Genomic DNA, 17,336 nt, shown 5'->3' on the forward strand with positions numbered 1-17,336 from the left:
GCGGTGGCCGTCGTTCCCCGCCAGGACCGCCCTCGCCGCGGATCGCACCCCGCGCACCGCGATCCGCCGGGTCCTCCCGTTGTCAACCTCAGTGCCACGGCGCCGTCCCCGGCCCTACCGTCGGCGCGAGACATCCGCTGCACCGCCGGGACCCTGACGGCCGTGCCGAGAGTGAGGGGCCGATCCGATGCCCAGGCAGGACGGCGACCCGCGGAGCACCACCCGAGTGCTGCGCGAGCTGGTCTCCGCGTTCGAGGATCCGGGGGCCGTGCACCCGGCGCTCGCCCGGCAGGTGCGGAGCGCCGCCCGCGAGCTGCTCGGCGCGTCGGAGCGGGAACCGCTGCGCCTGCGCGTGCGGATGCCGACCCTGATGGTCCCGCGCTCGGTCGTGGACGAGGTGCCCGATCCGCCCCCGGTGCCGCCCGCCGCGCTCTGACCCGACGGTGCTCGTACACTCGGACGATGCGACACGGCATCGTCATCCTCCCGCAGGACCCGTGGGCCGAGGCCCGCCGGAAGTGGCAGTCGGCCGAGGGCCTGGGCTTCGACCACGCGTGGACCTACGACCACCTCTCCTGGCGCTCCCTCGCCGACCAGCCGTGGCACGCGACCGTCCCCACCCTCACCGCTGCCGCGATGGTGACCGAGACGCTCCGCCTGGGCACGTTCGTGGCCTCCCCGAACTTCCGCCACCCGGTGCCGTTCGCGAAGGAGATCGCGACGCTGGACGAGATCTCGGGCGGTCGGACGATCCTCGGGGTCGGCTCGGGCGGCACGGGCTTCGACGCGCGCGTGCTCGGGCAGCCCGACTACTCGCCCCGGCAGCGGCACGAGCGCTTCACCGAGTTCGTCACGGCCCTCGACGCGCTGCTGCGCTTCGAGGAGCCCGGCTCGAGCGGCGTGGACCTCGAGGGGGAGTGGTTCACCGCCCGCTCGGCGCGGATGGTGGGCGAGCCGGTGCAGCGCCCCCGCGTCCCGTTCGTCCTCGCCGCGAACGGGCCGAAGGGCCTCGCGCTCGTCGCCGAGCGCGGGCAGGGCTGGGTCACCACCGGCCCGGAGGGAGTGTCGAGCGAGGAGTGGTGGCGGGCGGTCGCGTCCCTCTCCCGGCGGCTCGACGCGGCGCTCGACGCGGCCGGGCGCGACCCGCGCACCGTCGAGCGCCACCTCTCGCTCGACTCCGGGGGCGACTACTCCCTCGAGAGCGTCGCCCGGTTCGAGGACATGGCCGGCCGGGCGGAGGAGCTCGGCTTCACGGACGTGATCGCGCACTGGCCGCGGCGCGACGGCGTCTACGCGGGCGACGACGAGGTCCTCTACGAGGTCGCCTCGCGCTTCTGACCGGGCCTCGGGGGCTCCGGAGCGGTCCTCAGACCGCGCGGGCGCTCCCGCGGTCGACGAGACGCGCGGGCAGGAGGCGGATCGACGGCTCCTCGCCGCGGGACGGCTGCTCGATCCGCTCGACGAGCGTGTCGACCAGGTGCGCGCCGAGCTCGGCGGCACCCGTCTCGACGTAGCTGTAGGGGAGCGAGAAGTCGCGGGCGAACTCGGCCGAGTACAGGCTCACGACGGACAGCTGCCCGGGCACGGCGACAGCGCGTCGGCCCAGGATCGCGGGAAGCATCGCGATGGTCCGGTCGCTGTGGACGACCAGCGCCGTGAGACCGGGGTTGTCGTCGAGGAACGCCGTGACCATCGGCTCGACGGCGTCGGCGGCGGTGGCGGCCGGGCGCAGCACCAGCTCGATCCCGAGCCGACCGGAGGTCTCGAGAGCCGACTCGCGGAACCGGAGCCCGTAGGTCCCTCCGCGGTCGAAGACGCGCTCAGGCGGGGTGATGAGACCGATGCTCCGATGCCCGAGGGCGCCCAGGTGCTCGATCAGCAGGCGGGCCGCGTCGCCGAAGTCGAGGTCGAAGACGTCCACCCCGGAGGCGTCCGCGGGCACGCCGAGGGCGGCACCGGGCCGCCGCGAGGCGCGCAGGACGGGCAGCCGGTCGTCGTCGTCCGCGACGCTCAGGAGGATCAGTCCGTCGACCTGGCCGGAGCGCGTGAGCCGGCGGACGGCAGCCGCCCCGTCGGCCTCGGTGGCCAGCAGCACGTCGTAGCCGAGCTCGCGGGCGCGGGCCGTGATGGGGAGCACGTACTCGACCATCGCGGGCGCGAACTCGTCCGGGTCGAAGTGGACGAGCAGGCCCAGCGCCATGGTGCGGCGCGTCGCGAGCGCCCGTGCTCCGGCGTTGACCGTGAAGTCGAGCTCGGCGATCGCGTCCTCGATGCGCTTGCGCGTCTCGGGGGAGATGCTGCGCTTGCCGGAGAGGACGTACGACACCGTGCTGCGCGAGACCCCTGCCGCTTTCGCGACGTCTCCGATCGTGGCCATCTCCACCCCCGCTCGAACCGTGTCGAGAGTGGCAGTGCGGCGCGGCGCACGCAACTCGGGCGCCGCGTCCCCGGAGCGAGCACCGGACGCTGCGGCTCCGGCGCTCTGCTCGTCCACGGCGCGCTCGTCCCCGTCGGGGAACCTCCGGTCCCGACGACACGCCGACGCGGCCGGGCGCACGAGGTGCCCGGCCGCGTCAGGGCGTTCTGGACGGATCAGCCGCAGCGCGCCGCACCGTAGGCCGGTGCCGTGGATCCGCTCGCCGCAGCGCCGTCGACCGTCCCCGCGATCCGCACGTCGAGAGCGCCGGCTCCGACACTCGCAGCGCGGGTGCTGAAGGCGGCTGAGACCGTCTTGCCGGGAGCGACTCCGGTGAAGGTCTTCGTGCCCCAGGCCGAGCCGATCGTGATGTCAGCGGCGACCGCGCTGGTGTTGGTCGCCGTCCCCGTGATCGTGACCTTCCCCGCGGTGCAGCGCGAGGCCGCCGTGCCGCTCACCGTCAGGCCCGTGGTCCGCCCGACGAAGGGCGTGACCGAGATCCTGTCGATGTTGGGCGCGTACTGCGAGGTGAGCAGGACGCCGGGGAAGGTGTCGGAGAGGTAGGTCGTCCCGTCGAAGCCCGGGAGCTCCTTCGAGGTGATCGCGATGGTGTTCGAGCCCTTCCTGAGCGTGACCGGCACGCTCAGGTCCCACAGCTGGTTCTGGTGGAACGTGTGCGGGAAGAGCACGCGCTGCGTCACTCCGTTGACCGTGATGTCCGCGTGGCGGGCGAGCGGGTCGGGGTTGTAGTGCGTCGCGGGGGACTGCTCCTCGTTGGAGTAGCGCAGCGTGAGCGCGTACGTCCCGTCCTGCTCGGCCTTCACGTCGCCGAAGGTCAGGGTCGAGTCGCCGTCGCGTCCGCCCCCGATGTTCCCGACGGCCTTGCCGCCCGACGCGAAGGACAGGTCGCGGACCGTGGCGGGGCCGGTGATCGTGGCCGCCTCCGCCTCATAGCTCGTCGTCGCGGGCGGGTTCGCGCTCGCTCCGATGACGATCCGATCGACGAGGAGCGTGCCGCTCGTGCCGACGACCTCGATCTTGTTCACGCCGCCCGAGAGGAAGACCTGACGGGTCGAGCTCGCGCCCACCGGCCCGACCTTCACATCGTTCACGTAGAGGTCGCCGGTGCCGCCGCCCAGGGTGTCCACGGTCACGGAGGACGGCGCGTCCTTCGCGGAGTAGCCCCAGACGGTGGTGGAGGCGCCGCTGGTGAGCGTCGCCGTGCCCGAGCCGGAGACGCCGGCGCGGGAGTAGTCGGCCGTCGCTCCGTTGTCGAGCGTGCCGGTCTCGGCCTCGTGGATCGAGGTCGCGGCGGCCGCGCTGGGGAGGGAGAGCTCGATCTTGTCGACGATCGCGTCGCCCACGGTCGACTTCGTGCCGGCGAGGTTCTTCGCGGCGAGCGAGATCGTGTGGGTGCCGGCGGTCAGCTTCACCTTCGTGTCCGCGTGGTCCCAGACCACGAACTTGTAAGCCAGCGGAAGGAGGATCTCCTGCTCCGCAGCGCCGTCGACGCTCAGGAACGCGTTGATCGGACCCTGCTGGGCGTTGGCGGCGTAGGTGTTGAGGGAGTTGGCGAAGACGCTGAGGTCGTACTCGCCGTCCTTCGGGACGGTGACCGCGAAGTCGAGCTTCAGGTCGCCGCCGGTGCGGATCCCGCCGACGTTGCGTCCGCCCGAGGTGTAGAAGCCGCCGACGTTGGTCGGCGAGCCCTCGGGTCCGTTGAGGTTCCGCGATCCGGTGTAGCGGGCGTCCTCGGCCTCGTACTTCTGGCGGAAGTCGACGGGTGAGGCGGACGGCGACGACGCGTTGGCGCCCGGGGTCAGGACGACCTCGTAGGCGGAGTCGACGTCGAGCGCGGGCAGGGATCCGCCGAAGTCGAGCGAGAGGGCGCCGTCCACGACGGACGCGTCGAACTCCTTGACCGTCTGCGGGGCTCCCGAGTCGCCGACCTGGCCGGTCCAGCGGATCTCGCTGACCTCCACGTGGACCTTCGAGCCGAAGGTGGCGGCCGGGATGCGCTCGAACGCGACCTTCTGCGAGCCGCCGACGCCTCCGAAGAGGGCTCTCGCCTGCTTGGCCGCGGTGTCGAGGGTCGCGACGCCCTGGAGGGTGTAGCTCTGGCCGGGCTTGGGCGGTGTGACCGCGACGGTGTCGCCGGTCATCGAGGCGTAGGCGTTGAGGAGCCACCACTGGCCGTTGGCGCGGTTGGCCTGCACCGCGGAGTCGGAGAGGTTGCCGTCGATGTTCCAGTAGGCGATGTCGCCGTCGACCTTCTTGTCCTCGAGCGCGCTGATCCACTGGACCATCTGGCCGGGCACGGAGGTGTGGTAGTTGAAGGCGTACTCGTTGAGGTTCACCGGCAGGTGCTTCCCGGCGTAGGACGTGCCCGCGTACAGCTCGTCCTCCCAGGCCCGGAAGCGGTCGACGTTGGTGCGGATCTCACCCGGGGCGCTCAGCTCGTGCCAGGTCATCACGTCGGGGACGGTGTCCTGCTCGAGCGTGTGGGTCATGAACCCGCGGACCTGGTCGTAGAGGACGCTGGTGTTCGGTCCGGCGATGCGGGCGTCGGGCATCCTGTCGCGGATCAGCGCGTAGGTGCTGTCCCAGGCCGCGAAGAACGCGGTCGGGTCCTCCAGCCAGCTCTTCCCGTTGTAGCTCCACTTCCCGTTGCCGAACATGTTGCCCTCGGGCTCGTTGAACGGCACGAACACGATGTTGTCCTGGTACTCCTCGGGGAGCGCGAGCACCTGGTCGACCTGCGTGGCGATCTTCGCCTGGTAGTCGGCCAGCTTCTCCTGGGGAGTGCTGCCCGGCCACTCGTAGGGGAAGCCGCGGTAGATGTCCGTCATGTAGATGTAGGTGTCGCCGTCCGAGGTGTCGGCGACGGCCTTCGCGACGCTCAACGCGTCCGCGCCCGGATGCTGCGGCCCGTCCTGCGCCTTGGTCGAGACCGTGCGCAGGTCGATCCCCTCGAGGAGGTTGTCGGAGGGGAGGCCCTCGCCGTAGACCCCGTAGAGGGTGCCGGACGCGCCGCCCATGAACTCCCCGGTGCTCGTGCCGAGGTCGATGGTCATCTCGTCGAGCGCGCGCACCGTGACGGTCGCCGTGACCGCGGTGCCGAGGCCGGTGACGGTGCCCTTCACGGTGAAGGTGCCGCGCTTCGCGTACGCGGAGGCGGGGACGCTCTCCCAGGTGACCGGGGCGTCGCGGTTCACGCCGTCGGAGTAGGTGGCGGGGACCCCCGGCAGGGCCGGCGCGACGCCGATGCCGGTGGTGACCGCGACGCTCGTCGAGAGAACGCCGGTGACGGCCGGCGCGGCGTCGCCCGCCAGACCCCGGACCTGCGCGGCGGTCAGAGCCCGGTTGTAGACGCGGAAGTCGTCGATCGCTCCGTCGAAGTAGGGGTGCACGTTCCAGAGCGCCCGGCCGATGTTGCCGCTCTTGGAGGCGGAGGCGGAGTAGAGCTGCTTCGCGAGGTCGACGGAGGCGGGAGCCGTCGCGACCTGCAGACCGTTGAGGTACAGGGTCACGGTCGTGCCGTCCATCGTCGCGGTGACGTTGACCCACTGGTCCTTCTGCAGCGGCGAGGAGCTGGAGACTCCGGTCTCGCCGCCGTCCTTCAGCTGCTTGATGATCGCGCGGGCGCTGCCGCCGTCGAACGACGGAGCGAAGGCCGACGCGGCGTCGGGGCTGATGCCCAGGCACCACAGCCACTGGAAGCCTCCGGTGCCGGACCACTTCGTCCAGGCGGAGACGGTGGTCTGCGTCACGCCCTGGAAGAGCCCGTTCGGCACGGTCAGGTACGGCGCGGAGGTCGAGTCCGCCGCGCCCCCGGGAAGGTCGATCGCGGTCGTACCGGCCTTCCGACCCGCGACGTACGTCGCTCTCGCGCTGTTGACGACGGTGCCGTCGAGCTTCTTCGACGAGAGGTCGGCGACCGTGGATCCGGACACCTGCCCCTGCTCGAAGTCGTACTGGAGGATGAGCGCGTCGGCGGGGACGGAGGTGTCGGCCGCGGAGGCGGACTCGGCGCTCGGGAGAGCGACGGCGAGGGCGGCGAGTGTCGCGGCACTCAGCGCGAGGGCGAGGGAGCGGGTGCCGCGCCTCGGGGAGGACATCGTTGTCACGCTGGTCACTTTCTGTGGGGACAGCCGGCCGGACGACGGCGGGCGTCGGTCCGGGGTCGGAGCAACAGTGCTTCGAACCGGTTCGACAAAACTAGGTTCCGCGCCTGCGACACGCAAGAGGACCTGAGAAGTTCCTCGTCCGGCTCGCAGGTGACGGCAGTCGCTCCGGGCTCTCGCCGGGACCCGTCAGCCCGCCGGAGCGGCCGTCGCCGCGGAGATCGGCGACCGGCACGCAGGAGGACGTCCTGGACGCGGTCGAGGGGAGCCGCCCGGACTGGCTGAGCCCCGACGGCGTCCTCCCGCGGTGACCCGCGGGACCGCGGTGGCCTGTGCCGCGTGCGGGAGGATGAGGGCATGACGCTCCCTCCGCCGACGCTCCTCTCCCCGCCGCTCCAGGACCGGCTGGCCCGGTGGTTCGACGAGGAGGCGCCGCCGGCCCCCTCGCTGAGCTGGGCCCTGTTCGACCGCAGCGGGCTGCTCGTCCACCACGGCCGCGGCGAGCACCGCCTCGACGGCGCCGCTCCCGGGCCCGGGACCGTGCACCGCATCGCCTCCATGTCGAAGAGCTTCGAGGCGGCGGCGGTGCTGATCCTGCGCGACCGCGGGCTGCTCCGCCTCGACGACCGCGTCGCCGACCACGTGCCGGAGTTCACCGACCCGCTCGACTCCGCGGGCCGGCCGCTGCCCGTGACGGTCAGGATGCTCCTCAGCAACTGCTCGGGGCTCCCGGAGGACAACGGCTGGGCCGACGACGTCATGGCTCTGACGCGGGAGGAGTTCCTCGAGGTCGTCCGCCGCGGGCTGACCTTCACGGAGCGGCCGGGTGAGGTCTACCAGTACTCCAACATCGGCTTCTGGCTGCTCGGCGTGCTCGTCGAGAACGTGACCGGGGAGGACTTCCCGTCCTTCGCGACGCGGACGATCCTCGAGCCGCTCGGCCTCCACGACACCCGCTACGACAGCGGCGACTACCCCGACGGCACCGACCTCGCGGCCGGCTTCAGCACCTTCGACGACGGAGCGACCTGGGTGCCCCGCCCCGTCACCGGCACCGGAGCGGGCGCCTGCGCAGCGAGCCTGTTCAGCACGGTCGGCGACATCGCCCGCTGGAGCGGCTGGCTCTCCTCCGCGTTCGAGGGCGAGGACGGCGCGGACGACGGCCCGGTGCTGAGCCGCGCCTCCCGCCGCGAGATGCAGCGCGGCTGGACGCCGGTCCCCGCGCTGAGCCCTCGCGCCGTCGAGAGCACGCTCGACGGCTCCGCCTACGGGTTCGGCCTCGTCGTCGAGCACGACGTCCGCTTCGGCGGGATCGCCCACCACTCCGGCGGCCTGCCGGGCTGGTCGTCGAACATGCGCTGGCATCTGGAGTCGGGCCTGGGGGCCGTGGTCTTCGCGACCGCGAACGGGGCGAAGCTCGCCGCCGCCGCGACGGGACTGCTCCGCGCCGCCCTCGAGGACACCGCTCCGCCGGCGCGGACCATCACCCTCCTCCCGTCGACCCTCGCCGCGGCCGCCGCCGTCGAGGCCGCGATCGTCGCGGGAGACCTCACCCGGGCGGGGGAGGCGGGCAGCGGCGCCCTGTTCAGCCCCAACCTGCTGAGCGATGTGCCGGCCGACGTGCGCGCCCGCCGCCTCGCCACGGCGATCGCGGAGATCGGCGGGCTCGCCGAGGACCCGACCGCGCGGCCGCTGGTGGAGCGGCTGCTCTGGAGCGCCTCCGCGGCGCAGGCGGCCTTCCTCCTGCCGGGCCGCGACGGAGAGCTCGAGTGCCGGCTCGAGACCACGCCGACCGTCCCGGCCCTGGTCCAGCGCCTCGAGATCGTCGTGCGCGAGGCGCCGACGGCTGCCCTCCCGGTCGTGCGCTTCTACCGCCCTCAGGCCGGCTAGCGGTCGAAGACGAGGCGCGGACGCGGCGGACCTCGACGCTCCCGCACCGAGAACGGCGGGCGGCCCTCGAGGGACCGCCCGCCGTCACGCTCCCGCGGTCAGCGGATCGTCGTGCTCGCCGTGTCCGCGTTGCTGCGGATGGACGGGTCGGGCGTCTTCGTCGAGAACGCCGCCGCCAGCGCGGTCGCCGTGCCCGAGACGGCCGCCCTCACCGTGATCTTCTCCGACACGGTCCGCCCGTCCGCCAGGCCGGCCCGCTGGAACACCACGACGTTCCCGACCCTGGTGTACGAGCCTGTCGCCGAGACGAACTGCACACCCGCGGGCAGGACGACCTGCGAGAAGACCGACCCAGACGCAGCCGGACCGGCGTTCGTCGTGATGAGGGTGTAGGTGAGCGTCCTCCCCTTCACCGCCGAGGCCGGCCCGGAGAGGTCGACGCGCAGATCGGCCTTCGTCGCGACCTGCTTCGGCGAGACCGTCAGCGTGCTCGTCGCCCGAGCCGTGCCCGCCGAGTTCGCGGCCTGGATGCTGAAGGTGGTGGTCCCGGCCGTGGTCGGCGTCCCGGAGAGGCGCCCGGTCGCGTCGAGGGTGAGTCCGGCGGGCAGTGCGCCGGAGACCAGGGAGACCGACGGAGCGGGCGTGCCGCTCACCGCGTAGCGGAAGTCGTAGGCCGAGCCGACGACGCCGGCCGCGACCGTCCCGGAGAGGGTCGGCGCGACCGTCGGCGACGACACGGTGACGGTGCTGGTGGTCTCCGCGGAGGCGGTGCCGGCGCGGGCCGCCAGCGTGAACGTGAAGGTGCCCGGCGCGGACGGAGTCCCGGTCAGGCGCCCGGCCGGAGTCAGGGTGAGGCCGGACGGGAGCGCACCGGAGGAGACGGCCACCGACGGCGCGGGGAAGCCCGAGACGGTGTAGCCGAAGTCGTAGGGGGTGCCGACGACGCCCGGCCCGGGGGTACCGGAGATCCCCGGTGCAGCGGCGGCGGGGGAGACGACGACGGTGCTGGTGGTCTCCGCGCTCCCCGCAGCGCTCGAGGCCCGCAGGGTGAAGGTGGAGCGTCCGGCGGTCGTCGGCGTCCCGGTCAGGCCGCCACGATCATCGAGGCTCAGGCCGGCGGGGAGCGTTCCGGAGACGAGCGAGACCGTCGGCGCCGGTGTGCCCGTCATGCTGTAGTCGAAGTCGTACGGGGTGCCCACCGTCGCGGCGGGCGGGTCGCCGGCCAGGGTCGGCGCGACCGTCGTCTCCGCCACGGCTAACGTGTGCGGGGCCCCGACGGTGGCGCCGAAGGGGTTCCGCGCGGAGACGGCGAAGGTGGACGTGCCCGCGGTCGTCGGCGTGCCGGAGAGGACCCCGGACGCGCTGAGGGACAGGCCGTCGGGGAGGGAGCCGGAGGCGACCGCGAACGAGGCGGGGCGGTCGGCCGCGAAGGTGTACGAGGCGGCCGCTCCGAGCGGCCCGGACGCGGGAGGAGCATCCGCCGTCAGGACCGGACGCGGGCCCCGGGCGAGCACGTGATCGGGTCCGGCTGCGAGAGCCGTCGTGCCGGCGAGGCCGGCGGGGGACTGCAGCTGCCCGGCCGAGCTCCGGCCCCACCCGACGATCGTGCCGTCGCCCTTCAGCGCGAGGCTGTAGTCGGACGCGGCGGCGATCGCCACGACCCCGGACAGGCCTTCCGGCACCGTGGTCTGGCCGTAGTCGACGACGACCGAATCGGAGCTCGCGCCCCAGGCGACGACGGTGCCGTCCTCCTTCAGCGCGAGGCTGTGGGTCTCTCCGGCCGCAACGGCCACCACGCCCTCGAGCCCCGCGGGGACGTCGGTCTGCCCGTAGAGGTCCCAGCCCCAGGCGACCACCCTCCCGCCGGACACGGCGAGGCTGTGGCGCCGGCCCGCGGCGATGGCCGTGACGCCTCCGAGGCCCATCGGGACCAGCCCCTCGCCCAGCCCGTTGCTGCCCCACGACGTGACGGTGCCGTCGTTGCCGAGCGCGAGGCTGTTGTCGAGGGAGGACGAGATCGCGACGATCCCGGTCAGCGCGGCACTCCTCGACACCTGCCCGTCGCCGTCGTAGCCCCAGGAGACGACGGTCCCGTCGCTCTTCAGCGCATGGCTGCTGTAGTCGCCGGCGGAGACCGCGACGACCCCCGTGAGACCGTCGGGGACGCTGGTCTGCCCGTACGACCCGCGGCCCCAGGCGACGACCCCGCCGTCGCCGTTCGCGGCGAGGCTGTGGGTCCGGCCCGCGGCGAGGGAGAGGACGCCCTCGACCCCGGCCGGGACCGTGGTCTTCCCGTCGGTGCCGCTTCCCCAGGCCGCCACCCCGAGGACAGGGGCGGACGGAGCGGCGACCGCCGCGAGAGGAACGGCGGTGCCGACGAGGAGCGCGACGGCCGCGGTCAACCCGAGCAGACCCCGCCGGAGCCGCCGCGCCGCTCCTGGATCCCGCGGCTGCGACGTGCCGTCCTGGACGGCGGGCGGACGAGGGACGGTGCTGGAGCGCATGTGCTGCCTTCGATCGGGACGGCCCTCATCGGCCGTCCTCGAACCGTGGCACGGCCGTCCCGCCGCTGACAATGTCCTCTAGCGGCCCTGTCCGGAAGAGGGCGCCGCGGAGCTCCGCGGAGGGGACGTAGGCCCGGTCTCACTGCGGCCGAGCGCTCCCGCCGCGGGCCCGTGACGGTCAGCGCATCCCGAGGGACGCCGTCGCGTCCGGACCGCTCAGCGGGGTCGGAACGGAGACCCCGGCTCTCCCGCGTACGGAGCGTCCGCCTGGTCGAAGTCCCAGAGGCCCGCGGTGGACGGGCGGACGACGGGGGTCTTCGTCGGGGTCGGCGTCGCCGACGGCGCCGGCGCGGCGGCCAGCCCGGCGTGCCAGCGGAAGATCGCGTCGATGCCGTCCTGGTTCACCCACGACGGTGCGTTGTGGCCGAGCGCGTGCGTCCGGACGGTCGCCTCCCTGGCCGTGGCCGTCGCCTTCTTCACGAGGGCGAGCCCGTGCAGTGCCGGCGGCACGCTCGGGTCCGGGTGGGCCGTGTCGGACACCACCGCGCGGATGTTCGCGCCGGCCCAGGCGGAGGCGGGCAGCCGCTTCGGGTTGTGGGAGTCGATCTGAGCGGTGCTGTTGCCGAACGCACCGCCGATCGAGAAGCGGCCCCGCGTCGTGCGGTCGTGGGTGTCGCGGAGGTCGTAGACGCCGTTGACCAGGTAGACGCCGTTGATGCCGGGGAAGACCCGCGCGCCGTAGTCCTCGCAGGCGAGCGCGCCGCCGGCCGACATCGCCCAGAGGTAGCTGGCGGCGATCGGGAACTGGCCGGAGAGGTAGGCGTAGCCGTTCCGCTGGTGCTTCTGCGCGGTGTCGTTGGTCCAGATCGTTCCGCCGAGCGTCTGGCAGATCGCGATGGCGCCCCGCTCGACGGCGAGCTCGGCCGGGTACGCGAAGACGCTGGACAGCGAGGTGTGGTCGGCCTGCGCGGAGTGGATGAACCAGATCACCGGTACCGCCGCGGCCTGCCGCGGCTTCACCGTCTGCGGCACGAAGATCCGCGCGAGGTCGCCCGCGATCGAGACCGTGAGGACGTCGTAGAGCACGCCGCGGTTCTTCGTCCTCACGTTGATCGTGCGGGTCCTCTCCCCGGGCAGGCCGGGCACGGGGGAGGCGGAGGCGGAGGCGGCCGGGAGCGTCGCCGCGCCCAGAGCGAGAGCACCCGTGAGGGCGCCGCCGATGACGGCGCGCCGCCGGAGGCCGGGAGTTCGAGAGGGGGGTACTGCTGAATCGTCGGGGGACACGGGGGCTCCTCGTGCAGGGACCGCGAACCGACGAGGTCGGCGGAGCGGTCCGGGTCGGCGGGGGGGGTGTGCCTGCAACGCTAGCCGGAGGACCGGCCGGACGACCCGTCGATGCGCGCCAGTCGCGAGACGGCGGAGGGACGACGCCGCAGGGGCGGAACGATCCACGGCTCGGCGACCGCATCGGCGGCGGATCGAGGCGCTCCGGAAGCGAAGGAGAGGCCCGTTCCTGATCGCCCGCCCCACCGGTTCCGACCCTTTCGCTCCGTTCGGGAGCACTTCCCCGCACCGGTCTGGCCCCCCGGTGTGAAAGCTCCCAGGTTCCTCGCGCTCGTCGGCGGACCGGTGCCAGCGTGAAGGGACCGAGAAGCAGAAGGAGAAACGACCATGACTCTTCGACGAACTCTTGCCACCCTCGCCCTCACGGGCGCCATCGCCTCCGTCGGCGTCGTCGCTGTCGCGACGCCCGCCTCCGCGGCCGAGGTCGCGAACGGACAGTACGTGAGCGCCGGGAACTACGCGTGCGGAGCCCAGGAGGTGGCCACCGGCGCCACCCTCGGACCCGAGGGCGTCCTGCGCCAGCGCGCTCTCGTCTTCCGCAACTGCGGGTCGAGCACGGTCGAGCGCAAGGCCGACATCATCGCCGACTTCGACGGCAGCTGCTACTCCGTGGCGCCGGGCAAGGCCCGAGTCCTCGACGCGCTGTTCGTGGCGGCGGGACGCAACACCTACCGCGCGTCCAAGGCCTGCTGAGGTCGCGTGCTCCGCCGGAGGGGCGGGTCGGGGACATCCCCGGCCCGCCCCTCCGGCTGTCCGGAACGACCACGCCGTCCGAGCCGTCCTCCCGCCGACCCGCCCGCGGATCACTCCAGCACCGGCCCCAGCTCCGCCAGGACCTCCGCGACCCGGGCCCGCGCCCGTGCACCGAGCCCGCGGACCGGACGCGGGAGGCAGCGCGCCTCGGCGAGACCGAGCTGCTCCGCCATCGCCGCGACCACGCGGTAGCTGCCGCCGTGCTCCGCGAAGAGGTCCCAGACGGGCTGCAGGCGTGCCGATCCCGCGATCGCGGCCGCCTCATCGCCCGACTGCGCCGCCCGGGCGATCGACAGCGCCGTCCGCGGGAAGATGCCGCCGATCACCGAGTACCAGGCGTCGCAGCCGCCGAGCAGCCCGCGCGCACCCGCGGCGTCCCCCGAGACCCCGACGGTGACCCCCTCCGGCACCCGCGCCCGGATCTCGCTGACGCGCGCCGCCGCGGCGCCCGGTCCCTCCGGCACGCCGGGGATCTTGAGGGAGGCGACCTGCGGCAGCCGGGCGACGGCCCCGTAGAGGTCGTCGGAGAAGGAGAAGCGCGTCGTCCCGGGGTTGTCGTACACGACGAGCGGCACCGAGAGCTGAGCCGTCACGTCTTCGTAGAGCCCCAGCACGTCCTCGTCCGTCAGCGGCTGGTAGCCGAGCGGCGCCAGGAGCACCGCGCTCGCTCCGGCGCTCTGCGCGTCCTCGGCGAGCGCCAGCACCTGCGAGGTGCGCAGCGCCCCGATCCCGACCACGACCGGCACCGGGCCAGCGCCGCGGACGGCGATCTCGGCGGCGCGCCGGCGCTCGCCGCGGTCCAGGTACGGAGCCGAGCCGGTCGAGCCCAGGGCGCCGATCGAGTCGACTCCCGCCCGCGCGAGCCGCTCGACGAGAGCGGCGAACGACCGCTCGTCGATGCTGTCGTCGCGGAGCGGTGTGAGGGGGAAGGCGCTGAGTCCGGTGAGCACGTCGGTCCGTTCGCTGAGGGCGGGAGGGGCCCGGACAGTCTCCCCGGCGGCAGGGGCCCGGTCGAGGCCAGAACCGCCGGGGGCCGGGGGACCAGCCGTCACTCCGCGTCGAGCACCACTCGGGAGTGGAGTCCGAGCCGGTCGAGGAACGCCTCGTCGTGGCTGACGACGACCAGGCCGCCCCGCCAGGCGGCGAGAACGTCGACGAGGTGGTCGGTCGTGGCGAGATCGAGGTCGTTCGTCGGCTCGTCGAGCACGAGCAGCTGCGGAGCCGGCTGCGCCAGCACGAGCCCGGCGAGCGCGACGCGGAACCGCTCGCCGCCCGAGAGCGACGCGATCCTCCGATCGACCACGTCGCCGCGCACCAGGAGCCGCGCGAGGGCGTTCCGCAGCTCGACCGCAGGACGATCCGGCGCGGCCCGGGAGACGTGCTCCCGCACGGTGGCCTCCTCGTCGAGGAGTCCCTCGCGGCGCTGGGGGAGCCAGCCGACCCGCTCCGTCAGCGCTCGGGCCGTGGTGCCGGCGAGCGGATGCTCCCGCGCACCCGGCGCCCCGACGAGGTGCTCGAGCAGGGTCGTCTTCCCCGTCCCGTTCGCGCCGACCACGGCGATCCGCTCCGGCCCCTGGAGCACCGTCGTCCGGCCGCGCACCGTCACCTCCGCCAGACGGCGCCCGGCCGCGACCCCGGGGTCCGGCAGGTCGAGGCGGACCCGGTCGTCGTCCCGGACTGCTCGCGACGCTGCGTCGACCTGCTCGCGCGCCCGCGCCTCCGCGGCCCCGTGCCCGGAGCGCAGCCGTCCCGCGGTCGCCTCGGCTCGTCCTCTCCGCGCGTTCGCGAGGATCGCGGGCATCGACTCCGCCGATCGCGCCCCCGCCCGCGCCCGGCGGGCGATGGTCGTCTCGGCCTCGATGCGCTGCCGCCGCTCGGCGCGGAGAAGCCGGTCGGCGTCGCGCAGATCGCGCTCCGCGGCCGCCTGCTCGAGGGCGAGCCGCTCCTCGAACGCCGAGAACGTCCCGCCCGAGGTGCGGACCGCCCCGTTGCGCAGCTCCGCGATCTCGTCGACGTGCTCGAGCAGCTCCCGGTCGTGGCTGACGAGCACGAGCGTCCCGCGCCACCGGTCGACCAGGTCGAGCAGAAGCCCTCGGGAGCGCCGGTCGAGGTCGTTCGTCGGCTCGTCGAGCACGGCGATCGGCCGGCCGCGCAGCCGGACGCCGGTCACGGCCGTGAGGACGACCTGCCCTCCGGAGAGGGTCGCGACCGGCCGCAGCAGGTCCGCCTCCTCCAGGTCGAGACCGGCGTCGCCGAGTGCGGCGAGCGCCCGGGCCTCGAGGTCCCAGTCGTCCGCGAGCACCTCGAAGTGCCTCGGATCCGCGTCGCCGCGGAGGATCGAGTGCAGAGCGTCCAGGCGCTGCCGGATCCCGAGGAGATCGGCGACGGTGTCGTCGGGCCCTCGCCGGAGGCGCTGGGGCAGCAGGTCGACAGGTCCCGTCGTCGAGACGCTCCCGGCGGTGGGGGAGAGGCCACCGGTGACGAGGCGGACGAGGGTCGACTTGCCGGCGCCGTTCGCGCCGACGAGACCGGTGCGCCCGCGCCCGAACGCAGCGGTGACGCGGTCGAGGACGACGGAGCCGTCGGGCCAGGCGAACGTGCAGTCGTGGAGGACGACGGCGGGCGGGGTGGTGCGGGAAGAGGAGGGCACGGTGCTCCAGTGGTCGGTGTCGGCGCACGACGACCACCGGGCTCCGAGGAGCAGCGGCTCGCCCCTGAGGGGCGGGCACGGGGGACGTCAGTGCGAGAGCAGCTGCTGCGTCGTGGACGCAGTACCGGTGCTGGAGCGCAAGAGTCCGTCTTCCGTGCGGGGAGCCCCCGTGACCGCGAGCCGCTGGATCGGCCGGTGTGGCGGCCGCACCGACGTCGCGGCTCGCGACGAGGTACCCGACGACCGTAAGTGCCCGTCGATACACGCGCAACCGTGACCGACTGCTCGTCCGCGGCCTGCGTCCGTCGGCGCCGTCGCGCGGCTCGCGGCGGACGGCTCTCCACCCACGGCGGGACGGCCGGACCGCCCTTGTATGCACGCTGCTGCCCACCGGTCGAGGGGGTCGCCGGCGGGCCCTCCCGTCGCCGGGCCCTCACTACGCTGAGCCCATGGTGACCATTCGCGACGTCGCGGCCGATGCGGGGGTGGCCCGCAGCACGGTGTCCTACGTGCTCTCCGGCAACAAGAAGCTCCCGGAGGCGACCCGCCTGCGCGTGCTCGCGAGCGTGGAGCGGCTCGGCTACCGGCCCGACCCGATGGCGCGGGCCCTGGCGCTGCGGCGCACGAACATCCTCGGCTTCTTCGCCTCCGTCGATCCGGAGTCGCGGCAGACCGATGTCGACGTCTTCATGCGCTTCGTGCGGGCGGCGATGTACGCGGCCCGCGCCCGCGGCTTCGACCTGCTGATGATGGGCACGGGCGAGGGGGAGCTCGCGCGCGACGTCCTCGCCGATGCGCTCGTCGTGATGGACATCCGCCGGGACGACCCCCGGCTGCCGGTCCTCGCGAGCATCGGCCTGCCGACCGCGCTGGTCGGCTACCCGGGCGAGGGCAGCCCGTTCAGCGCGATCGACCTCGACTTCGACGGCGCGGCGCGGGTCGCCGTCGACCACCTCGCCGACCTCGGGCACGTCGAGATCGCGGTCCTCGGGATGGGCCCCGACGCCTACGAGAGCGGCTACGCCTTCGCCCTGCGGTTCCGCGAGGGCTTCCTCGACCAGTGCCGCCTGCGCGGCGTGCGGGGAGCCGTCATCCCCAGCACCGACGACGTCGACGACTGGTTCGAGCAGGCGCAGGAGCAGCTCCCCGGCCTGAGCGCCGTGGTCACGCACGGGCCGGGCGTGCTCGAGCCGTTCCTGCAGCGCCTCAGCGGCCTGGGCCTGCGCGTCCCGGAGGACTGCTCGATCATGACCATCGCCCCGGAGGCGGTGATGCGGCACGCCGACCAGCCGGTCACCGTGGTGGACCTGCCCGGCGACGAGATGGTCTCGCGGGCGGTCGACCTGGTGCTCGACGAGCTCGCCGGCACCGCGACTCCGGGAGTGACGGAGCTGCTGCCCGCGGTCGTCGTTGATCTCGGCACCACCGCGCCCTTCTCGCCGGGCACCAGCCGGGGCGTCGTCCCCTCGTGGCGGCGGGCGCGCGGCTGACGTCGCCGGGTCGTCCGGAGCGTTCCCCGGGCGATCGGTGAACCGGTTCTCCGAAATCTATTGAACCGGTTCTCCGACTCGGTTAGGCTCGCCACGACTTCCGGTCGGACCGCCTCAGCGGGCGCCCCCGGAGGGTCTTCCCGGCGCGAGCGCTCCGCTCGTCCC

At 73.7% G+C, this 17,336-nt stretch carries 11 protein-coding genes; 5 read left to right on the forward strand and 6 right to left on the reverse strand.

Going from position 1 to position 17,336, the window contains the following annotated elements:
- Nucleotides 1-187: 187 nt before the first annotated feature.
- Nucleotides 188-436, forward strand: a complete 249-nt coding sequence (locus C5B98_RS04610) for a hypothetical protein (protein ID WP_146076891.1) — start codon at nucleotides 188-190, stop codon at nucleotides 434-436.
- A gap of 26 nt (nucleotides 437-462) precedes the next feature.
- Nucleotides 463-1,338, forward strand: coding sequence for an LLM class flavin-dependent oxidoreductase (locus C5B98_RS04615; protein ID WP_104246838.1), 876 nt, complete (start codon nucleotides 463-465; stop codon nucleotides 1,336-1,338).
- 28 nt (nucleotides 1,339-1,366) lie between these two features.
- Here the strand turns inward: C5B98_RS04615 and C5B98_RS04620 are convergent, their stop codons facing one another.
- Nucleotides 1,367-2,377 (reverse strand): LacI family DNA-binding transcriptional regulator, encoded by a 1,011-nt coding sequence (locus C5B98_RS04620; protein WP_104308249.1) that lies wholly within the window; start codon nucleotides 2,375-2,377, stop codon nucleotides 1,367-1,369.
- 215 nt (nucleotides 2,378-2,592) lie between these two features.
- Nucleotides 2,593-6,534 carry a LamG-like jellyroll fold domain-containing protein gene (locus tag C5B98_RS04625; RefSeq protein WP_104327388.1) on the reverse strand — a complete coding sequence of 1,314 codons (3,942 nt, stop codon included), beginning with the start codon at nucleotides 6,532-6,534 and terminating at the stop codon, nucleotides 2,593-2,595.
- Nucleotides 6,535-6,897: 363 nt separating this feature from the next.
- Here C5B98_RS04625 and C5B98_RS04630 point away from each other — a divergent pair, with 363 nt between their 5' ends.
- Nucleotides 6,898-8,430, forward strand: a complete 1,533-nt coding sequence (locus C5B98_RS04630; RefSeq protein WP_104222062.1) for a serine hydrolase — start codon at nucleotides 6,898-6,900, stop codon at nucleotides 8,428-8,430.
- Between the two features lie 98 nt (nucleotides 8,431-8,528).
- Here the strand turns inward: C5B98_RS04630 and C5B98_RS04635 are convergent, their stop codons facing one another.
- Both C5B98_RS04635 and C5B98_RS04640 read right to left on the reverse strand, forming a co-directional pair.
- Nucleotides 8,529-10,832: a putative Ig domain-containing protein gene (locus tag C5B98_RS04635; protein WP_181065456.1), complete on the reverse strand. Its 2,304-nt coding sequence runs from the start codon at nucleotides 10,830-10,832 to the stop codon at nucleotides 8,529-8,531.
- Nucleotides 10,833-11,150: 318 nt separating this feature from the next.
- On the reverse strand, nucleotides 11,151-12,218 hold the full coding sequence (locus C5B98_RS04640; RefSeq protein ID WP_104222058.1) for a hypothetical protein: 1,068 nt from the start codon (nucleotides 12,216-12,218) through the stop codon (nucleotides 11,151-11,153).
- 387 nt (nucleotides 12,219-12,605) lie between these two features.
- On the opposite strand from C5B98_RS04640, the gene C5B98_RS04645 reads away from it, so the two are divergent.
- Nucleotides 12,606-12,971 (forward strand): hypothetical protein, encoded by a 366-nt coding sequence (locus tag C5B98_RS04645; protein ID WP_104222056.1) that lies wholly within the window; start codon nucleotides 12,606-12,608, stop codon nucleotides 12,969-12,971.
- 110 nt (nucleotides 12,972-13,081) lie between these two features.
- Here C5B98_RS04645 and C5B98_RS04650 read toward each other — a convergent pair whose 3' ends face one another.
- Nucleotides 13,082-13,981: a dihydrodipicolinate synthase family protein gene (locus tag C5B98_RS04650; protein ID WP_104222054.1), complete on the reverse strand. Its 900-nt coding sequence runs from the start codon at nucleotides 13,979-13,981 to the stop codon at nucleotides 13,082-13,084.
- Between the two features lie 98 nt (nucleotides 13,982-14,079).
- The gene (locus C5B98_RS04655) at nucleotides 14,080-15,681 is read right to left on the reverse strand and encodes an ABC-F family ATP-binding cassette domain-containing protein (RefSeq protein ID WP_104222052.1); all 1,602 of its coding nucleotides are present in this window, start codon (nucleotides 15,679-15,681) and stop codon (nucleotides 14,080-14,082) included.
- Nucleotides 15,682-16,130: 449 nt separating this feature from the next.
- Here C5B98_RS04655 and C5B98_RS04660 point away from each other — a divergent pair, with 449 nt between their 5' ends.
- Nucleotides 16,131-17,171 (forward strand): LacI family DNA-binding transcriptional regulator, encoded by a 1,041-nt coding sequence (locus C5B98_RS04660; RefSeq protein ID WP_104222050.1) that lies wholly within the window; start codon nucleotides 16,131-16,133, stop codon nucleotides 17,169-17,171.
- Nucleotides 17,172-17,336: the final 165 nt, after the last annotated feature.

Source organism: Rathayibacter sp. AY1A5, from assembly GCF_002930875.1.
GTDB lineage: Bacteria > Actinomycetota > Actinomycetes > Actinomycetales > Microbacteriaceae > Rathayibacter.

Excerpts from the sequence above, each read along its gene's own strand:
- C5B98_RS04610 (WP_146076891.1), top strand. The coding sequence starts at position 188 with ATGCCCAGGCAGGACGGCGACCCGCGGAGCACCACCCGAGTGCTGCGC.
- C5B98_RS04615 (WP_104246838.1), top strand. The coding sequence starts at position 463 with ATGCGACACGGCATCGTCATCCTCCCGCAGGACCCGTGGGCCGAGGCC.
- C5B98_RS04620 (WP_104308249.1), bottom strand. The coding sequence starts at position 2,377 with ATGGCCACGATCGGAGACGTCGCGAAAGCGGCAGGGGTCTCGCGCAGC.
- C5B98_RS04625 (WP_104327388.1), bottom strand. The coding sequence starts at position 6,534 with ATGTCCTCCCCGAGGCGCGGCACCCGCTCCCTCGCCCTCGCGCTGAGT.
- C5B98_RS04630 (WP_104222062.1), top strand. The coding sequence starts at position 6,898 with ATGACGCTCCCTCCGCCGACGCTCCTCTCCCCGCCGCTCCAGGACCGG.
- C5B98_RS04645 (WP_104222056.1), top strand. The coding sequence starts at position 12,606 with ATGACTCTTCGACGAACTCTTGCCACCCTCGCCCTCACGGGCGCCATC.
- C5B98_RS04660 (WP_104222050.1), top strand. The coding sequence starts at position 16,131 with ATGGTGACCATTCGCGACGTCGCGGCCGATGCGGGGGTGGCCCGCAGC.